Origin of the sequence: Actinomadura chibensis NBRC 106107 (assembly GCF_001552135.1) — a bacterium.
Lineage (GTDB): Bacteria > Actinomycetota > Actinomycetes > Streptosporangiales > Streptosporangiaceae > Spirillospora > Spirillospora chibensis.
The window spans coordinates 1-14,703 of sequence record NZ_BCQP01000033.1 but is presented as its reverse complement, the minus strand read 5'-3'; the positions used below and the strand labels follow the sequence as shown (position 1 = coordinate 14,703).

The window sequence follows — 14,703 nt, the reverse complement described above, 5'->3', positions numbered from 1 at the left end:
GCCAACTCCAGTCGGTCGGGGTCTCAATAGGTGATTCGGTGGCAGAGCGCGGGAAGTTCACCGGACGCGAGACGCGGCATGACCCGGGGCAGGTCGGCGAAGCCGCTCTCCCCCGTGATCAGCGCGTCGAACGCCGGATCGGCGAGCAGGCCCAGCGCGACCGCCAGCCGGTCGGCGAACGTCCGCCGGGACCGCCGGGCCGGGGCCACCGCGCCGACCTGGCTGCTCCGCACGGTCAGCCGCCGCGAGTGGAAGAACTCCCCCAGCGGCACGGCGACCCGCCGGTCGCCGTACCAGCTCAGCTCGACGACCTCGCCGTCCGGGGCGAGCAGTTCCAGCGACCGCGCGAGCCCCGCCTCGGTGGCGCTCGCGTGGATCACGATGTCGCAGCCTTCTTCGGCGTCCTCGGGGCGGGCGAAGCCGACGCCGAACGCGCGGGCGACATCCGCGCGGGACGGGTCGGTGTCGACGAGCTGCACCCGGCACCCCGGGAACCCGGCGAGGACCCCGGCGACCGAGCACCCCACCATCCCGCCGCCGACGACCGCGATGCGGTCGCCTACCAGCGGCGCGGCGTCCCACAGGGCGTTGACGGCGGTCTCGACCGTCCCGGCGAGGACGGCGCGCTCGGGCGGCACCCCGTCCGGGACGGGCGTGACCGCGCCCGCCGGGACGACGTACCGGGTCTGGTGCGGGTAGAGGCAGAACACCGTGCGGCCGAGGAGGTCCGGCGGGCCGTGCTCGACCGCGCCGACGTTCAGGTAGCCGTACTTGACCGGGCCGGGGAACTCGCCCTCCTGGAAGGGCGCCCGCATGATCGCGTGCTGGCTCGGCGGGACGCCGCCGCGGAACACGATCGCCTCCGTGCCCCGGCTGACGCCGGAGAACAGCGTCCTGACCAGCACGTCGCCGGGTCCCGGCGCGGGCAGGGCGACGTCGCGGACCTCGCCCTCACCTGGCGACCGGATCCAGAAGGCGCGGGCCTCGCGCTCCATCCGTGCTCCTCCCCCGGTTCCCCCGGCCGTCCCGCCGCTCCCGGCGGACGAACAGCCATACGACGTCGCGTCCGAACGACCACAGCAGCAGCGCGAGCGCCGCCGCGACCAGCGCCGCCGGGTACGGGACGACGCCCGCCGCCGCCACGACCAGCGTCACCCCCTGCACCACCGCGACGGCCTTGCGCGCCACGCTCGGCGGCAGGTCCGCGCGCAGCCACGGCGCCGCGAAGGCCGCCGCGCCGAACGCGTACCGCATCGCGCCGATCGCGAGCACCCACCACCCGACCGTCCACGCGACCTCCAGGCTCAGCACGAGGACGAGGAACGCGTCGGTCTCCATGTCGAACCGCGCGCCGAGCCGGGACGCCGTCCCGGTGCGGCGGGCGACCCGGCCGTCCACCCCGTCCAGGACGAGCGCGGCGGACGCGACCGCGACCAGCGTCCAGGTGTGCCCGCCGCCGAGGAGATGCCCCGCGACCAGCGCCGCGACACCCCCGGTGAGGACGACCCTGGCCAGCGTCACGTGGTCGGCCGGGCCGAGGGCCGCGCGGGCGCGGAACGCCGCGCTGAGGACCGCCCAGGACGCCAGCGCGTACACGGCGCCGACGACCAGGCCCGCGAGGCCGGGGCGGACCGCCGCCGCCAGCCCGGCCTCGGCCGCCGCCGCGGCGGCCAGCTCGCCCGCCCGTCCCGGCCGGGGAAGGCGGCGCGGCACCGGCGGCGCCAGCGGCAGCGGCAGGGTCGCGGGCCGGGTCATCCGCGCACCTCGCTCACCGGCGCCTCGCCGAGCCGGACCGGGCCGTCGAGCTGCGGCAGGTCGTGCCCCAGCCGGTCGCGCTTCGCCGTCAGGTACCGGACGTTGTCCGCGCTGACCGGCACGAGCAGCGGGACGCGGGACGACACCCGCACCCCGTACGCCTCCAGGGCGCTGACCTTGTCCGGGTTGTTCGACATCAGCCGCACCGACCGGACCCCGAGGTGGCGCAGCACGCGGGCCGCCGGGCCGTAGTCGCGGACGTCCACCGGCAGCCCGATCGCGGTGGCCGAGTCGACGGTGTCGAGGCCCTGGTCGTCCTGCAGGATGTGCGTGCGGACCTTCGCCACGAGGCCGATCCCCCGCCCCTCGTGGCCGCGCAGGTAGACGAGGACACCGGCGCCCTCGCGGACGACGGCGTCCAGCGCCGCGCCGAGCTGGTCCCCGCACTCGCAGCGCGTGGCGGCGAAGATGTCGCCGGTCATGCATTCGGAGTGCGTCCGGACGAGCACGTCCTCCCGCCCCCGGACGTCGCCGCGCACGAGCGCCATGTGCTCGTGCCCGTCGACCGGGTCCCGGAACGCGACGGCGCGGAACACGCCCCGGCGGGTCCGCAGATCCGCCTCCGCGATGTCGTTTCGGTCGATGCCCTGATCGCGCATCGCTCCCCTTCCTCGGCTCCGCAGTCGTCCCTGGTACGTGGCGGACGCACCGGGCGGTTGCGTTCGAACGGTTCGTATGTCCGGTGGCACGGAGGGGAGGCGCCCCAGGGTTCAGCGCAGCCGGGCGGTCACCACCAAATCGTGGACGGCTCGCCGATTCGACGGGAGTTCCGGCAACTCAGAGCGCTCCCGCTCGGCCTCAAGCCGGGCGGTGAGGGCGGCCACGTCCGCCTCGATCCGGGACGCGCCCGGCGCGTCCGCGGGCAGCGCGCCGTGCTCGGCGCCCCGCTTCGCCTCGATCAGCTCGGCCAGGTAGGACGGGCCGTCCCCGGCGAGGCGCGTCAGATCGGCCTCGACCTCGCCCGTCCGCATCAGATGGATCCCCGTCAGCAGCGCGTTCACCGGGCCACGCTCCTTCGTCGGATGGAGATCAGCAGGTCCTCGACCGCCGCGCGGTCGGGCTCGGCGGGCAGCGGGCTGCGGTCGAGCGCCTCGTCCACGGCGGCGGTGAGGGCGGCGCGCCAGGCGGCGATCTCGTCCCAGCCGACCTCGCCGCGCCGCACGGCGAGCAGCCGGTCGCGCTGGTCGCCGACGTCCACGCGCGGCTCGCCGTGCCGGACGAGGTGCAGCCCGCACTCCAGCAGCCGCAGCGTGTGCATGACGTGCTTCCAGCGCGGCGCGCCGCCGTTGCGCAGGTCGCCGTCCAGCTTGCGGAACTGCGCGTCGGCGTAGCGGAGGAACGTGCGGTGCGCGCGGCGCGACAGGAACGCCCCGCGGACGGCCAGCAGCTCCTCGCCCGCCGGGGTGGCCTTCTCGACCAGCGGCGACCACAGGCACTCAAGGACGGTCGGGTTCGCCGCGAGCGCCAGTTCGCAGAACCGCTCCAGCTCCCAGGAGAACTGCTCGGGCAGCGGGCCGTCCACGTGCGTCGGCGGCTTGGCGAACCGCCAGAACAGCGGCGCGGGCGCGGCGTAGACGCCGCGCCGGTCGACGTCGCTGGCCCGCGTCGCGAGGCCGTAGGCGCGCGACCCGGCCACCACCGACAGGATCGTGTGGTCGCGGACGAGGCCGAGCGCGTCCTCGTCGTCGGAGATCGTCACGCGGGCAGCCTGGCGCAGCGCGTCCGGCGTGTCGACTCGATAACCGGGGCCCGCGAACGCACGGCGATCGTCCACGGCGACTGGGCGGGCGTGTTCCCTATCCTGTGCTCGATGCGCGTTCGTCCTCGTCGCGGCCCCCGGCGAGCAGGCCCCTCCAGCGGAAGGACGTTCATGAGCGAGGACATCCTGGCCGTCGCCTCGTCCGGTCGCGCGGCGGAGGGCGGCGGGTGGTGGCGCGACGCCGTCATCTACCAGGTGTACGTCCGCAGCTTCGCCGACTCCGACGGCGACGGCGTCGGCGACCTGCCGGGCGTCCGGTCCCGGCTGCCCTACCTCGCCTCGCTCGGCGTGGACGCGCTGTGGCTGACCCCGTTCTACGTCTCCCCAATGGCCGACTTCGGCTACGACGTGGCCGACTACCGCGACGTCGACCCCCTGTTCGGCACCCTCGACGACGCCCGCGCGCTGATCGCGGAGGCGCACGCGCGCGGTCTGCGGATCATCGTGGACGTCGTCCCGAACCACACCTCCGACCGGCACGCCTGGTTCCGCGCGGCGCTCGCCGCGCCGCCGGGCTCCGCCGAGCGCGCCCGCTACGTGTTCCGGGACGGGCGCGGCCCGGACGGCGCCGACCCGCCGAACGACTGGGAGTCGGTGTTCGGCGGCCCCGCTTGGACGCGCGTCCCGGACGGCCAGTGGTACCTGCACCTGTTCGCCGCCGAGCAACCGGACCTGAACTGGGAGAACCCCGAGGTCCACGACGAGTTCGCGAGCATCCTGCGGTTCTGGCTCGACCTCGGCGTGGACGGCTTCCGCGTCGACGTCGCGCACGGCATGGCCAAGGCCCCCGGCCTCCCCGACGTCGGGCACGGGAACCAGACGGAGATGCTCGGCACGGCCGTCCTCCCCTACTTCGACCAGGACCCCGTCCACGAGATCCACCGCGAGTGGCGCCGCCTCCTGGACACCTACGGCGGGGAGCGGATCGCGGTCGCCGAGGCGTGGGCGCCGACGCCCGAGCGGCTCGCCGCCTACACCCGTCCGGACGAGCTGCACCAGGCGTTCAACTTCCACTACCTGACCGCGCCGTGGGACGCGGCCCGGATGCGGGAGGTGATCGCGGAGTCGCTGCGCACGGCGGACGCGGTCGGCGCGCCCGCCACCTGGGTCCTGTCGAACCACGACGTGAAACGGCACGTCACCCGGTACGGCGGCGGCGAGGCCGGGCTGCGGCGGGCGCGCGCGGCGGCGCTGCTGACGCTCGCGCTGCCCGGGTCGTCCTACGTCTACCAGGGCGAGGAGCTGGGCCTGCCCGAGGTGCTCGACCTGCCGGAGGAGTTCCAGCAGGACCCGCAGCGGCGGCGCGGCGGGGGCGACGGGCGCGACGGCTGCCGCGTCCCGCTGCCGTGGGACGGCGAGGAGCCGCCGTTCGGGTTCGGCGCGGGCCCCGCGTCGTGGCTGCCGATGCCGACCGCGTGGCGCGACCTCACGGTGGCGGCGCAGCGCGGCGACCCCGGCTCGATGCTCGCCCTCTACCGGGCGGCGCTGCGCGTCCGGCGGGATCATCCGGCGCTCGGCGGCGGGCGGCTGCGCTGGCTGGACGGCCCGCCCGGCACGCTGTCCTTCGTCCGGACGGGCACGGGCGGCGGACGGCGGCTCGGATGCGCCGTCAACCTGGGCGAACACGCCGCCCGCGTCCCCCTGCCCGGCACGCCGCTGCTGGCGAGCGGGCCCTACCGGGCGGACGGCGGCACCGCCGAGCTTCCCGCCGACACGGCCCTGTGGTGGGACGTCCCCGCGGACGGCTGACCGGGTGACCGCCAGGTAACGGTTTCATTTCGGCACATTGACAGCACACCCGGTCACGGTCTTTTATCCGTGGGAGCGCTCCCACCACCGGTAGTCACAACCTGAGAGGGGTCCGCGATGAGGGCCATCATGCGGCGCGGGCTGGGCACGGCGATGGCGGCCGTGCTCGTCGGCGCCCTCGCCGTCGCCTGCGGCGGCGACGACAAGGGCGGCGAGGGCGGCGCCGAGTCCGGGCCGGTCGAGCTCACCGTCGACGTCTTCGGCGAGCCCGGCTACGACGCGCTCTACAAGCAGTACGAGCAGTCCCATCCCAACGTCAGGATCAAGCAGCGCAAGGTCTCCAGCCTGGACGAGTACAAGCCCCGCATCCAGCAGTGGATGGCCACCGGCAGCGGCGCGGGCGACGTCGTCATGCTGGAGGAGGGCATCCTCCCCCTCTACATGCAGCAGCGCGCGAAGTTCCTCAACCTGTTCGACTACGGCGGCCGGGCGCTGGAGAAGAACTTCCTGCCGTGGAAGTGGCAGATGGGCGTCAGCCCGGACGGCAAGCAGCTCGTCGGGCTCGGCACCGACGTCGGCCCGCTCGCCATGTGCTACCGCACCGACCTGTTCAAGAAGGCGGGCCTGCCGACCGGCCGCGACGAGGTCGGCAAGCTCTGGCCGACGTGGGACGCGTTCCTCGCCACCGGCCAGAAGTTCGAGAGCAAGGTGCCCGGCACCAAGTGGCTGGACGGCCCCACCGCCGTGTTCCGCGCGACCGTCCTGCAGAACGCCGGGAACGGTCCAGGCCACAGCTTCTTCGACAAGGACGACACCCTCGTCTACGACACCAACCCGGCCGTGAAGCAGGCGTTCGACACGGCCCTGAAGTTCGAGCAGGGCAAGCTCACCGCCGACATGTCGGTCTTCACCCCGCCGTGGCAGACCGCCCTCAAGCGGGACTCGTTCGCCACCGTGCCGTGCCCGTCCTGGATGCTCGGCGGCATCGAGGACTTCTCCGGGTCCTACGGCAAGGGCAAGTGGGACGTGGCGACCACGCCCGGCGGGTCCGGGTACTGGGGCGGGTCGTGGCTCGCCGTCCCGAAGCAGACGAAGCACGCCAAGGCCGCCGCCGCGCTGGCCCAGTTCCTGACCTCGCCCGAGGGGCAGGTGGGCGCGTTCAAGGAGAAGAACGTCTTCCCGTCCTCGCCGCAGGCCGCGCAGGACCCGGCGGTCGCCGGGGCGAAGAGCGCCTACTTCAACGACGCGCCGATCGGCCAGATCTTCGGGCAGCTCGTGTCCGCGGTGAAGCCGGTGCACCTCGGGCCGAAGAACGAGGACGTGCGGGCGGCGGTGGAGAACGTCCTGATCTCCGTCGGGCAGGGGCGGCGCAAGCCCGCGGACGCCTGGGCCAAGTCCGTCGAGGAGGCGAAGAAGGCGGCCCGGTAGAGCCGGCGGCCGTCCGCGAACCGGGACGGCGGCGGTGCGCGCCGCGCCGGCGCCGCCGCCGTCCCCCGTCCTTCGACCAGTCCTCGGAAAGGAGGCGCACCGCGATGACCATCGAGCTGCGCCCCGGCCGGAACGGCCCGCCGCCCGCGCCGCCTGGGCCCGCGCCCCGCCGCGTCTGGCGGGCCCGGCTCGCCAGGCTCGACCTGCGGGGCGCGCCCTACGCCTTCATCTCGCCGTTCTACCTCGTCTTCCTCGTGTTCGGCGCGTTCCCGCTCGGCTACACCCTCTGGGTCTCGCTGCACGACTGGGAGCTCGCGTCCGGGACGCGGAGGTTCGTCGGCCTCGACAACTACGACTACCTGCTGACCGACGCGGACTTCTGGCACGCGACCGTCAACACGCTCGGGATCTTCGTCGTGGCGACCGTCCCGCAGCTCCTGCTCGCGCTGCTCGCCGCGAACGCGCTGAACCGGCGGATGCGGATGCCGACGCTGTTCCGGATCGGGATGGTCGCGCCGCTCGTCACCTCGACCGCCGCCGTCGCGATCGTGTTCACCCAGATGTTCGACAAGGACTGGGGCATGGTCAACTGGGCGCTCGGCCTGGCCGGGATCGACCCGGTCGCCTGGACGAGCAGCCGCGGCTGGTCGTGGGTCGCCATCGCGACGATGGTCGACTGGCGCTGGACCGGCTACAACGCGCTCATCTACCTCGCCGCCATGCAGGCGATCCCGAAGGACCTCTACGAGGCGGCGGCGATCGACGGCGCGTCCAGGATCCGGCAGTTCTGGCAGATCACCGTGCCGATGCTGCGGCCGACGATCCTCTTCACGGTGATCATCTCGACCATCGGCGGGCTGCAGCTGTTCACCGAGCCCGTCCTGTTCAGCGTCGGCACCCCCAACAAGATGGACGGCGGCCCGATGCACCAGTTCCAGACGATCACGATGTACATGTACGACAACGCCTTCGGCCACGACCGGTACGGCTACGGCGCGACCGTCGCGTGGGCGCTGTTCCTGATGATCATCGTGTTCTCGCTGCTCAACTTCCTGGCCGTGCGGCGCGCGGGAGGCACGCGATGACGACCCTTCTCGCCGGGCGCCAGGCCGGGCGCCCCGGACGGTTCCGCGGCCTGTGGAACGCCAGTCCCCTCACCTACGTCACGCTGGTCGCCGCGCTGGCGCTGTCGGTCTTCCCGATCTACTGGATGATCATCGTGGCGACGCGGACGAACAGCGTCGTCGCCGACGTCCCGCCGCCGCTGCTGCCCGGCGGGCAGGGCGCCGACAACGTCGGACGCCTCTTCGACAACCCGGAGGCCTACTTCGCGAAGGGGCTGCTGAACTCGGCCATCGCGTCCGGCGCGGTGACGGTCTCGACGGTGTTCTTCGCCTCGCTCGCCGGGTTCGCGTTCGCCAAGCTGCGCTTCCGCGGCCGGAACGCGCTGCTGCTCACGATCGTCGCGACGATGATGGTCCCGGTGCAGATGGGCATCATCCCGCTCTACATGATCATGGTGAAGCTGGGCTGGCAGAACCATCTGCAGGCGGTGATCGTCCCGTTCCTGGTCACCGGGTTCGGCGTGTTCATGATGCGGCAGTACGCCGACCAGGCCGTCCCGGACGAGCTGATCGAGGCGGCCCGCGTCGACGGGTGCAGCACGTTCGGCATCTACTGGCGCGTGGTGCTGCCCGCGCTGCGTCCCGCCGCGGGCGTGCTCGGCCTGTTCACGTTCATGCAGACCTGGAACGAGTTCATGTGGCCGCTCGCCGTGCTGAGCCCGGACAACCCGACGGTGCAGCTCTCGATCAACAACCTGGCGAACGCCTACTTCAAGGACTACACGCTCATGTTCGCCGGGACGTCCGTGGCGATCCTGCCGCTGCTCGTCGTGTTCGTCGTTTTCGGCCGCCAGATCATCGGCGGAATCATGGAAGGTGCAGTGAAGGCGTGACCTCCATTCAGGATGAGACCGGCGCGGCTCCCGTCGCGGCGTTCCCGGCGGGGTTCCGCTGGGGCGCCGCCACCGCCGCCTACCAGATCGAGGGCGCCGCGCGGGAGGGCGGGCGCGGCCCGTCCATCTGGGACACCTTCAGCCGCGTGCCCGGCAAGGTCCTCGGCGGCGACACCGGCGACGTCGCGGTCGACCACTACCACCGGTTCGCCGACGACGTGGCGCTGATGGCGGACCTCGGCCTCACCGCCTACCGGTTCTCGATCTCCTGGCCGCGGGTGCTGCCGTCCGGGAGCGGGGCCGTCAACCAGGAGGGCCTCGACTTCTACCGGCGGCTCGTGGACGCGCTGCTCGCGGCGGGTGTCGAGCCCTGGCCGACGCTCTACCACTGGGACCTGCCGCAGCCGCTGGAGGACGCGGGCGGCTGGCCGGAGCGCGACACCGCGCACCGGTTCGCCGAGTACGCGGCGCTGGTCCACGGCGCGCTCGGCGACCGCGTCCGGCACTGGACGACGGTGAACGAGCCGTGGTGCGCGGCGTTCCTCGGCTACGCCTCCGGGGAGCACGCGCCGGGCCGCCGCGACCCGGCCGCCGCGCTGGCGGCCGCGCACCACCTGATGCTCGGCCACGGCCTCGCCGCCGGCGCCATGCGGGCGGCGAACGCCGACACCCTGGTCGGCGCGGCCGTGAACCTCTACGCGGTGTCGCCCGCGACCGACCACCCCGCCGACGTGGACGCCGCGCGCCGCGTCGACGGCCTGCAGAACCGGCTGTTCCTCGACCCGCTGCTGCTCGGCCGCTACCCGGCGGACGTCCTGGAGGACACCGAGCGGCTCGGGTTCGTCCCGGCGGGCGCGGACCTCGGCGCCGACCTGGAGGTCATCGGCCGCCCGCTCGACCACCTCGGCATCAACTACTACTCGCGGCACACCGTCGCCGGGACGCCCGGCGAGGCGAGCCAGACCGCGTCGTCGCCGTTCGCCACGCACTCCCCCTGGGTGGGCAGCGAGCACGTCCGGTTCGTGCCGGGCGGGCGCCCGGTCACCGGGATGGGCTGGGAGATCGACGCGGGCGGGCTGCACGAGGTGCTGACCCGGGTGCACCGCGAGTACCCGCCCGTCCCGCTGTACGTCACGGAGAACGGCGCGGGCTACGACGAGGCGCCGGACGAGAATGGCACGGTCCAAGACGCCGCGCGCATCGCCTACCTCGACGCGCACCTGCGGGCGTGCCACGACGCCGTCGCGGACGGTGTCCCGCTTCGCGGCTACTTCACGTGGTCCCTGCTGGATAATTTCGAGTGGGCCTGGGGCTACTCGAAACGCTTCGGCCTGGTTCACGTCGACTACGCGACGCAGCGCCGCGCGCCCAAGGAGAGCGCTCGCTGGTACGCCGGGGTGATCCGGCGCGGCGGGCTGCCCGGACGGCCCTGACCGCCCGGACGGTACGGACTGAGGGGGCCAGATGACGGGTAGGGGCGGGCGGCCGACCCTGGAGGAGGTCGCGGCGCGGGCCGGGGTCGGGCGCGGCACGGTGTCCCGGGTGGTGAACGGCTCGCCGCGGGTCAGCGCGCAGGCGCGCGCGGCGGTGCTGAAGGCGATCGACGAGCTCGGCTACGTGCCGAACCGCGCGGCGCGCCAGCTCGTCACCCGCCGCACCGACACGGTGGCGCTCGTCGTCGCCGAGTCCGACCAGCGGCTGTTCCACGAGCCGTACTTCGCCGGGATCATCCGCGGGATCAGCAACGGGCTCGGCGACACCGGGCTGCAGCTCCTGCTCGCGCTCGCCCGCTCCCCCGCCGAGTACGACCGGCTGGAGGACTACCTCACCGCCCAGCACGTGGACGGCGTGCTCCTCACGTCCCTGCACGCCGAGGACCCGCTGCCCGCCAAGCTGGAGGCGGGCGGCGTGCCGACCGTGCTCGGCGGGCGGCCGCCCGGCCTGCACCCGGTCAGCTACGTCGACGTCGACAACCGCAGCGGCGCCCGGGAGGCGGTGGCCCACCTCGTCGCGCAGGGGCGGCGGCGGATCGCGACCATCGCCGGGCCGCAGGACATGGGCGTCGGCATCGACCGGCTGGCGGGCTACCGGGACGCGCTCGCCGCCGCCGGGCTGCCCGAGCGCGTCGAGTACGGCGACTTCGGCGAGGCCAGCGGGGTCGCGGCGGCGGAGCGGCTGCTCGCCGCCGACCCCGGCCTCGACGCGGTGTTCGCCGCCGACGACCCGATGGCGCTCGGCGCGCTGCGGGCGCTGCACCGGCACGGCCGCGGCGTCCCGGACGACGTGGCGGTGATCGGGTTCGACGATTCGGCCGCCGCGCCGCTCGCCGACCCGCCGCTGACGACCGTCCACCAGTCGCCGGAGGAGATGGGCGTGGAGATGGCGCGGCTGCTGGTGTCGCGGATCCGCGGCGAGACGGTCCCCGACCCGGTGGTGATCCTGCGCCCTCACCTGGTCCTGCGCGAGTCCGCCTGACATGATCCGGGCATGGCATACGAACCGACCGACGCCGAGCTCGTCCATCTGAAGCGCTGCGTCGAGCTGGCCGCCGAGGCGCTGGAGGCGTCCGACGAGCCGTTTGGAACGGTCCTCGCGGGACCGGACGGGAAGGCCCTGTTCGAGGACCGCAACCGCACGGCGGGCGGCGACCACACCCGGCACCCCGAGTTCGAGGCCGCGCGCTGGGCGGCCAACAACATGTCCGAGGCGGACCGGGCGGCGGCGACCGTGTTCACCTCCGGGGAGCACTGCCCGATGTGCTCGGCGGCGCACGGGTGGGTCGGGCTCGGACGCATCGTCTACATCCTGTCGGCCGCGCAGCTCGCGGCGTGGCGGGCGGACCTCGGCGTCCCGCCCGGCCCGGTCACGGCCTTCCCGATCCAGGAGGTCGTGCCCGGCGTCCGGGTGGACGGGCCGGTGCCGTCCCTGGAGTCCGCGATGCGCGACCTGCACACCCGCGCGGCCGCCCGCCGCTGAGCGGAGCCGCCGAAGGCGCGCCGTCCCCTTCCGGTGGACGGCGCGCCTTTCCGGTCGGACGGTCAGCGCACGAGCAGCGCGTCCAGCCGCTCGACCGCCGCCCGCCAGTCCGGCGGGACCTGGCAGCGCGTCGCGCGGCGCCCGCGATAGGTGAGCGTGTAGGTGAAGTGATCGGCGACCTGGCATCCCGCCGACGACGATCGCATGGTCGTGATCCCGGCGAGCGCGGCGCGCAGGTCGCGCATTTCACCGTCGCGCAGCATGATCTTCCGGTCGCGGACGACCGCCGTCCCCGAATCGTCGACGGCCACGCGGTCGGCGAGCCCGGCGAATCCGCCGGTCCGCTCATAGGTCACCAGGACGTCCTGTCCCGTGTAGGCCAGCATTACGTCGAAGCCCTTCATTTCGGGCGGGCCGCCGGAAAGCGGGTCGAATCCCGTGCGGCGGCCCGCGGGTGCGCGGTCCGCGCCCTTACCGGAAAAGGATTCCGCCGGTCTCCCGCACCGCCGCGCACCGGTTGCCGTAGCTGCGGGCGAAACGCCGGGGCGCGCCGTGCCAGCGGCCCTCGGCGCGGACCCGGACCGGCGCGTACTCCAATGTGCACACGCCGTCCTGCGCGGGAATGCGCGACACCTCTCCGCGCACGGAATCCAGCTGGTCACAGGCTCGGGCCGCGTCCTCGTGGGTGCCTCCGTCCGGATCGCACGACAGCGTGCGGACGGTGCCGTGCCCGCTCTCGGGCGTCACCCACAGCCGGTAGAAGGCGGCCGGTTCGCGCGCCTGCGCGGGCGCCGCCTGCGCGAGGAACGCCATTCCCGCGGCCAATGCGGCCCAGCGGAGACGGGCACGCGACTTGTGCATGTCTTCCTCCCAGTTTCTGCCCGCCGCGTTCCGCGGCGTCGGCCGCCCGGACGCCGAATCGCCCTGGCGCCCCCTCATTGGGCGCGCCACAAACTCCCCCAAATAAGGTCAATTCCGGTCTCGGATCGGCCATCGGTAAACTCCGGAATCGAGTCTGCCCATTGTCGCGGCGCCGTAGCGGCGAAATGCGCCGGACGGCCGCGGTATCGCCCGCGAGCCGGTACATACCGCGCTAGGCTCGCATGTCATGACCGACCTGTTGAATTCGCCCTTCCTGAAGATCGAACAGCAGTCGTCGCAGCTCGACTACCGGATCGAGGGCGAGAACGACGTCCCCCTCGGTCACGCGACGCAGGTCGCGGGCCCGAAACCGCGCAAGGGGCTGCTCGGCGTGTTCGGCTCGGGGCTCAAGAACGCGAGGGTCGTCGTCCAGGTCGGCGGGCTCGACGGCGCGCCGCTGTTCTACGTCGACCACCAGGACGGCGCGCCGGTCGCGGTGGTGGCGCCCGGCGGCGCGGTGATCGGCCGGTTCCAGTACGACCTGCAGGGCGTGGCGCGGCAGATGGCGGCGGGCGGCATGATGGGCGCGATGTTCGGCCGCGCGCCCGCGATGCGGCACCGCCTGCTCGACGGCGCCGACCGCCCGCTGTGCGAGCTGGCGTGGGAGATGCGGCAGGTCGGCACGCCCGGCGACAACACGCTGCGGTGGATCCCGGTCGGCTGCGACTACACCGACATGAACGGGCAGCTGATCGCGCACGCCGACGTCCGGGAGGCGACCTTCAAGGACCGCTACGTCCTGCAGCTCATGTACCAGCTCCCCGAGCCGCTGCGAACGATGGTCATCGCCTCGCCCCTCGCCTTCGACCTGACCCGGAGCTGACGTGCCCTCCCTGTACGAAGCGCTCACCTGGACGATCGACGAGCCGCGGCGGCCGCGCGAGTACGTCGTCCACGACGGCGGGGAGCTGCTCGCCAACGTCACCCGCGTCCCCGTCCGGCGGCAGGACGACGCCGCGATGCCCTACGCCAACCCGCACGCCCAGTACGACGAGACGCGCACGGTGGTCTGCGTCGCCGGGCCCGACGGGACGCCGTACTTCTACGTCGACCGGACCAACGACCCGATGCGCCCGCAGCCCGCCTACGTGGTCGCGCCGAACGGCGGCCTGATCGGCTCGGTCGCGGTCATGACGGGCGGGCTGGGCGGCGTCGTCAAGCTGATGTCCGGCAAGCGGGGCGGCCGCTACGGGCTCCTCGACGCGCAGCGCGACGAGGTCGCGTTCGTGACCGGCCCCGGCATGCGGAACCCGAACGAGGAGGGCACGATCACCGATCCCGGCGGCACGCGGATCGGCTCGTATCTGACCGCCCACTCCCCCTACAACGACCGGCGGCGGCGCCACACCGTGCGGGTGTTCGCGCCGCTGCCCGAGCCGCAGCGGACGCTGGTGCTCGCCTCGCTCATCGGCGTCGAGCTGATGACCCCGGCGAGCTGACGGTCAGCCGCGGCACTCGCCGCCGTTCAGGGTGAAGCGGGACGGCGCGCCGTTCGCGCCGTCCTGGCGACCGAGGAAGCCGAACTCGGCTGTCCCGCCCGGCGGGATCGACCGGTTCCAGCCCGCCGCGGTGACGGTGACGGCGGCGCCCTCCTGGGTGCGGCTGCCGTTCCAGAGCTGGACGATCGACTGCCCGTCCGGGAACTCGAAGCCGAGCGTCCAGCCGTCGATCGCCCGGTCGCCGAGGTTCGTGATGCGGACGGACGCCTGGAAGCCCCGCGGCCACGTCCCCTGCAGGGTGTAGGTCACCGCGCAGGCGACGGACGGCGCCGTGGCGGTCGCGGACGGCGGACCCGGCCGTCCCGCGCCCGCCTTGTCGGACGAGTCGGGCGACAGCGCGGCCAGCAGCAGCGCCAGGAGGGCGAGGGCCCCGGCGGCGGCGCCGCCGATGAGCAGCGGTTTCCGGAAGGAGCGCGGCGCGGGCGGCGGGTCCTGCGGCGGCGGCTCGGCGAGGACGCGCGTCGGGTTCGGCGCGGGCTCGGGCGGGACGGGCGGACCGGCCAGGACGCCGGTCGCGGCCGCCGGCTCCGGAGGGCCCGGCGTCCAGCGGCCGTGCTCGGCGGGACGGGCGTCGTCCCCGCCGTGCCGCGTCGCGAGCT

General features: G+C 73.8%; 17 protein-coding genes. 9 read left to right on the top strand and 8 right to left on the bottom strand.

The window, feature by feature from the left end; genetic code table 11:
• Window positions 1–23: 23 nt before the first annotated feature.
• From ACH01S_RS19660 to ACH01S_RS19640, 5 genes are all read right to left on the bottom strand, one after another.
• On the bottom strand, window positions 24–995 hold the full coding sequence (locus ACH01S_RS19660) for a zinc-dependent alcohol dehydrogenase (RefSeq protein WP_067893283.1): 972 nt from the start codon (window positions 993–995) through the stop codon (window positions 24–26).
• Window positions 952–1,755, bottom strand: coding sequence for a CDP-alcohol phosphatidyltransferase family protein (locus ACH01S_RS19655; protein ID WP_067893281.1), 804 nt, complete (start codon window positions 1,753–1,755; stop codon window positions 952–954). The genes ACH01S_RS19660 and ACH01S_RS19655 overlap by 44 nt, the downstream gene beginning before the upstream one ends.
• Entirely contained in the window at window positions 1,752–2,414 is a 663-nt protein-coding gene (locus ACH01S_RS19650) for a GTP cyclohydrolase II (protein WP_067893279.1), read from the bottom strand. The genes ACH01S_RS19655 and ACH01S_RS19650 overlap by 4 nt, the downstream gene beginning before the upstream one ends.
• 111 nt (window positions 2,415–2,525) lie before the next feature.
• Complete coding sequence (locus ACH01S_RS19645; RefSeq protein ID WP_067893277.1) at window positions 2,526–2,816, bottom strand: nucleotidyltransferase domain-containing protein; 291 nt, start codon at window positions 2,814–2,816, stop codon at window positions 2,526–2,528.
• On the bottom strand, window positions 2,813–3,514 hold the full coding sequence (locus ACH01S_RS19640; protein ID WP_067893275.1) for a nucleotidyltransferase domain-containing protein: 702 nt from the start codon (window positions 3,512–3,514) through the stop codon (window positions 2,813–2,815). Before ACH01S_RS19640 ends, ACH01S_RS19645 begins: the two co-directional genes overlap by 4 nt.
• Window positions 3,515–3,685: 171 nt before the next feature.
• Here ACH01S_RS19640 and ACH01S_RS19635 point away from each other — a divergent pair, with 171 nt between their 5' ends.
• The 7 genes from ACH01S_RS19635 (at window position 3,686) to ACH01S_RS19605 (ending at window position 11,684) form a co-directional block, all read left to right on the top strand.
• Window positions 3,686–5,323: a glycoside hydrolase family 13 protein gene (locus ACH01S_RS19635; RefSeq protein ID WP_067893273.1), complete on the top strand. Its 1,638-nt coding sequence runs from the start codon at window positions 3,686–3,688 to the stop codon at window positions 5,321–5,323.
• 117 nt (window positions 5,324–5,440) lie between these two features.
• The gene (locus ACH01S_RS19630; RefSeq protein WP_067893271.1) at window positions 5,441–6,751 is read left to right on the top strand and encodes an ABC transporter substrate-binding protein; all 1,311 of its coding nucleotides are present in this window, start codon (window positions 5,441–5,443) and stop codon (window positions 6,749–6,751) included.
• Between the two features lie 104 nt (window positions 6,752–6,855).
• On the top strand, window positions 6,856–7,836 hold the full coding sequence (locus tag ACH01S_RS19625) for a carbohydrate ABC transporter permease (protein ID WP_067893269.1): 981 nt from the start codon (window positions 6,856–6,858) through the stop codon (window positions 7,834–7,836).
• Complete coding sequence (locus ACH01S_RS19620) at window positions 7,833–8,708, top strand: carbohydrate ABC transporter permease (protein WP_067893267.1); 876 nt, start codon at window positions 7,833–7,835, stop codon at window positions 8,706–8,708. Before ACH01S_RS19625 ends, ACH01S_RS19620 begins: the two co-directional genes overlap by 4 nt.
• Complete coding sequence (locus ACH01S_RS19615; RefSeq protein WP_174564897.1) at window positions 8,705–10,141, top strand: GH1 family beta-glucosidase; 1,437 nt, start codon at window positions 8,705–8,707, stop codon at window positions 10,139–10,141. Before ACH01S_RS19620 ends, ACH01S_RS19615 begins: the two co-directional genes overlap by 4 nt.
• 31 nt (window positions 10,142–10,172) lie before the next feature.
• Window positions 10,173–11,183 carry a LacI family DNA-binding transcriptional regulator gene (locus ACH01S_RS19610; RefSeq protein WP_067893265.1) on the top strand — a complete coding sequence of 337 codons (1,011 nt, stop codon included), beginning with the start codon at window positions 10,173–10,175 and terminating at the stop codon, window positions 11,181–11,183.
• Window positions 11,184–11,195: 12 nt separating this feature from the next.
• A complete protein-coding gene (locus tag ACH01S_RS19605; RefSeq protein ID WP_067893263.1) occupies window positions 11,196–11,684 on the top strand; it encodes a nucleoside deaminase in 489 nt (162 codons plus the stop codon).
• 62 nt (window positions 11,685–11,746) lie between these two features.
• Here ACH01S_RS19605 and ACH01S_RS44485 read toward each other — a convergent pair whose 3' ends face one another.
• The gene (locus ACH01S_RS44485; RefSeq protein WP_169809306.1) at window positions 11,747–12,088 is read right to left on the bottom strand and encodes a hypothetical protein; all 342 of its coding nucleotides are present in this window, start codon (window positions 12,086–12,088) and stop codon (window positions 11,747–11,749) included.
• A 67-nt stretch (window positions 12,089–12,155) separates the two neighbouring features.
• Window positions 12,156–12,545 (bottom strand): SSI family serine proteinase inhibitor, encoded by a 390-nt coding sequence (locus tag ACH01S_RS19595; RefSeq protein ID WP_169809307.1) that lies wholly within the window; start codon window positions 12,543–12,545, stop codon window positions 12,156–12,158.
• A gap of 247 nt (window positions 12,546–12,792) precedes the next feature.
• On the opposite strand from ACH01S_RS19595, the gene ACH01S_RS19590 reads away from it, so the two are divergent.
• Both ACH01S_RS19590 and ACH01S_RS19585 read left to right on the top strand, forming a co-directional pair.
• Window positions 12,793–13,428 carry a hypothetical protein gene (locus ACH01S_RS19590; RefSeq protein ID WP_067893257.1) on the top strand — a complete coding sequence of 212 codons (636 nt, stop codon included), beginning with the start codon at window positions 12,793–12,795 and terminating at the stop codon, window positions 13,426–13,428.
• A 1-nt stretch (window position 13,429) separates the two neighbouring features.
• Window positions 13,430–14,044: a hypothetical protein gene (locus tag ACH01S_RS19585; protein WP_067893255.1), complete on the top strand. Its 615-nt coding sequence runs from the start codon at window positions 13,430–13,432 to the stop codon at window positions 14,042–14,044.
• A gap of 3 nt (window positions 14,045–14,047) precedes the next feature.
• Here the strand turns inward: ACH01S_RS19585 and ACH01S_RS45415 are convergent.
• On the bottom strand, window positions 14,048–14,703 hold a 656-nt coding region (locus ACH01S_RS45415; RefSeq protein ID WP_218010325.1), incomplete at its 5' end, for a cellulose-binding domain-containing protein.

What these genes read in the sequence shown, in the direction of transcription:
- ACH01S_RS19655 (WP_067893281.1), bottom strand. Translation starts at nt 1,755, where the DNA reads ATGACCCGGCCCGCGACCCTGCCGCTGCCGCTGGCGCCGCCGGTGCCG.
- ACH01S_RS19605 (WP_067893263.1), top strand. Translation starts at nt 11,196, where the DNA reads ATGGCATACGAACCGACCGACGCCGAGCTCGTCCATCTGAAGCGCTGC.
- ACH01S_RS19595 (WP_169809307.1), bottom strand. Translation starts at nt 12,545, where the DNA reads ATGCACAAGTCGCGTGCCCGTCTCCGCTGGGCCGCATTGGCCGCGGGA.
- ACH01S_RS19635 (WP_067893273.1), top strand. Translation starts at nt 3,686, where the DNA reads ATGAGCGAGGACATCCTGGCCGTCGCCTCGTCCGGTCGCGCGGCGGAG.
- ACH01S_RS44485 (WP_169809306.1), bottom strand. Translation starts at nt 12,088, where the DNA reads ATGAAGGGCTTCGACGTAATGCTGGCCTACACGGGACAGGACGTCCTG.
- ACH01S_RS19625 (WP_067893269.1), top strand. Translation starts at nt 6,856, where the DNA reads ATGACCATCGAGCTGCGCCCCGGCCGGAACGGCCCGCCGCCCGCGCCG.
- ACH01S_RS19630 (WP_067893271.1), top strand. Translation starts at nt 5,441, where the DNA reads ATGAGGGCCATCATGCGGCGCGGGCTGGGCACGGCGATGGCGGCCGTG.
- ACH01S_RS19620 (WP_067893267.1), top strand. Translation starts at nt 7,833, where the DNA reads ATGACGACCCTTCTCGCCGGGCGCCAGGCCGGGCGCCCCGGACGGTTC.
- ACH01S_RS19650 (WP_067893279.1), bottom strand. Translation starts at nt 2,414, where the DNA reads ATGCGCGATCAGGGCATCGACCGAAACGACATCGCGGAGGCGGATCTG.
- ACH01S_RS19610 (WP_067893265.1), top strand. Translation starts at nt 10,173, where the DNA reads ATGACGGGTAGGGGCGGGCGGCCGACCCTGGAGGAGGTCGCGGCGCGG.
- ACH01S_RS19590 (WP_067893257.1), top strand. Translation starts at nt 12,793, where the DNA reads ATGACCGACCTGTTGAATTCGCCCTTCCTGAAGATCGAACAGCAGTCG.
- ACH01S_RS19660 (WP_067893283.1), bottom strand. Translation starts at nt 995, where the DNA reads ATGGAGCGCGAGGCCCGCGCCTTCTGGATCCGGTCGCCAGGTGAGGGC.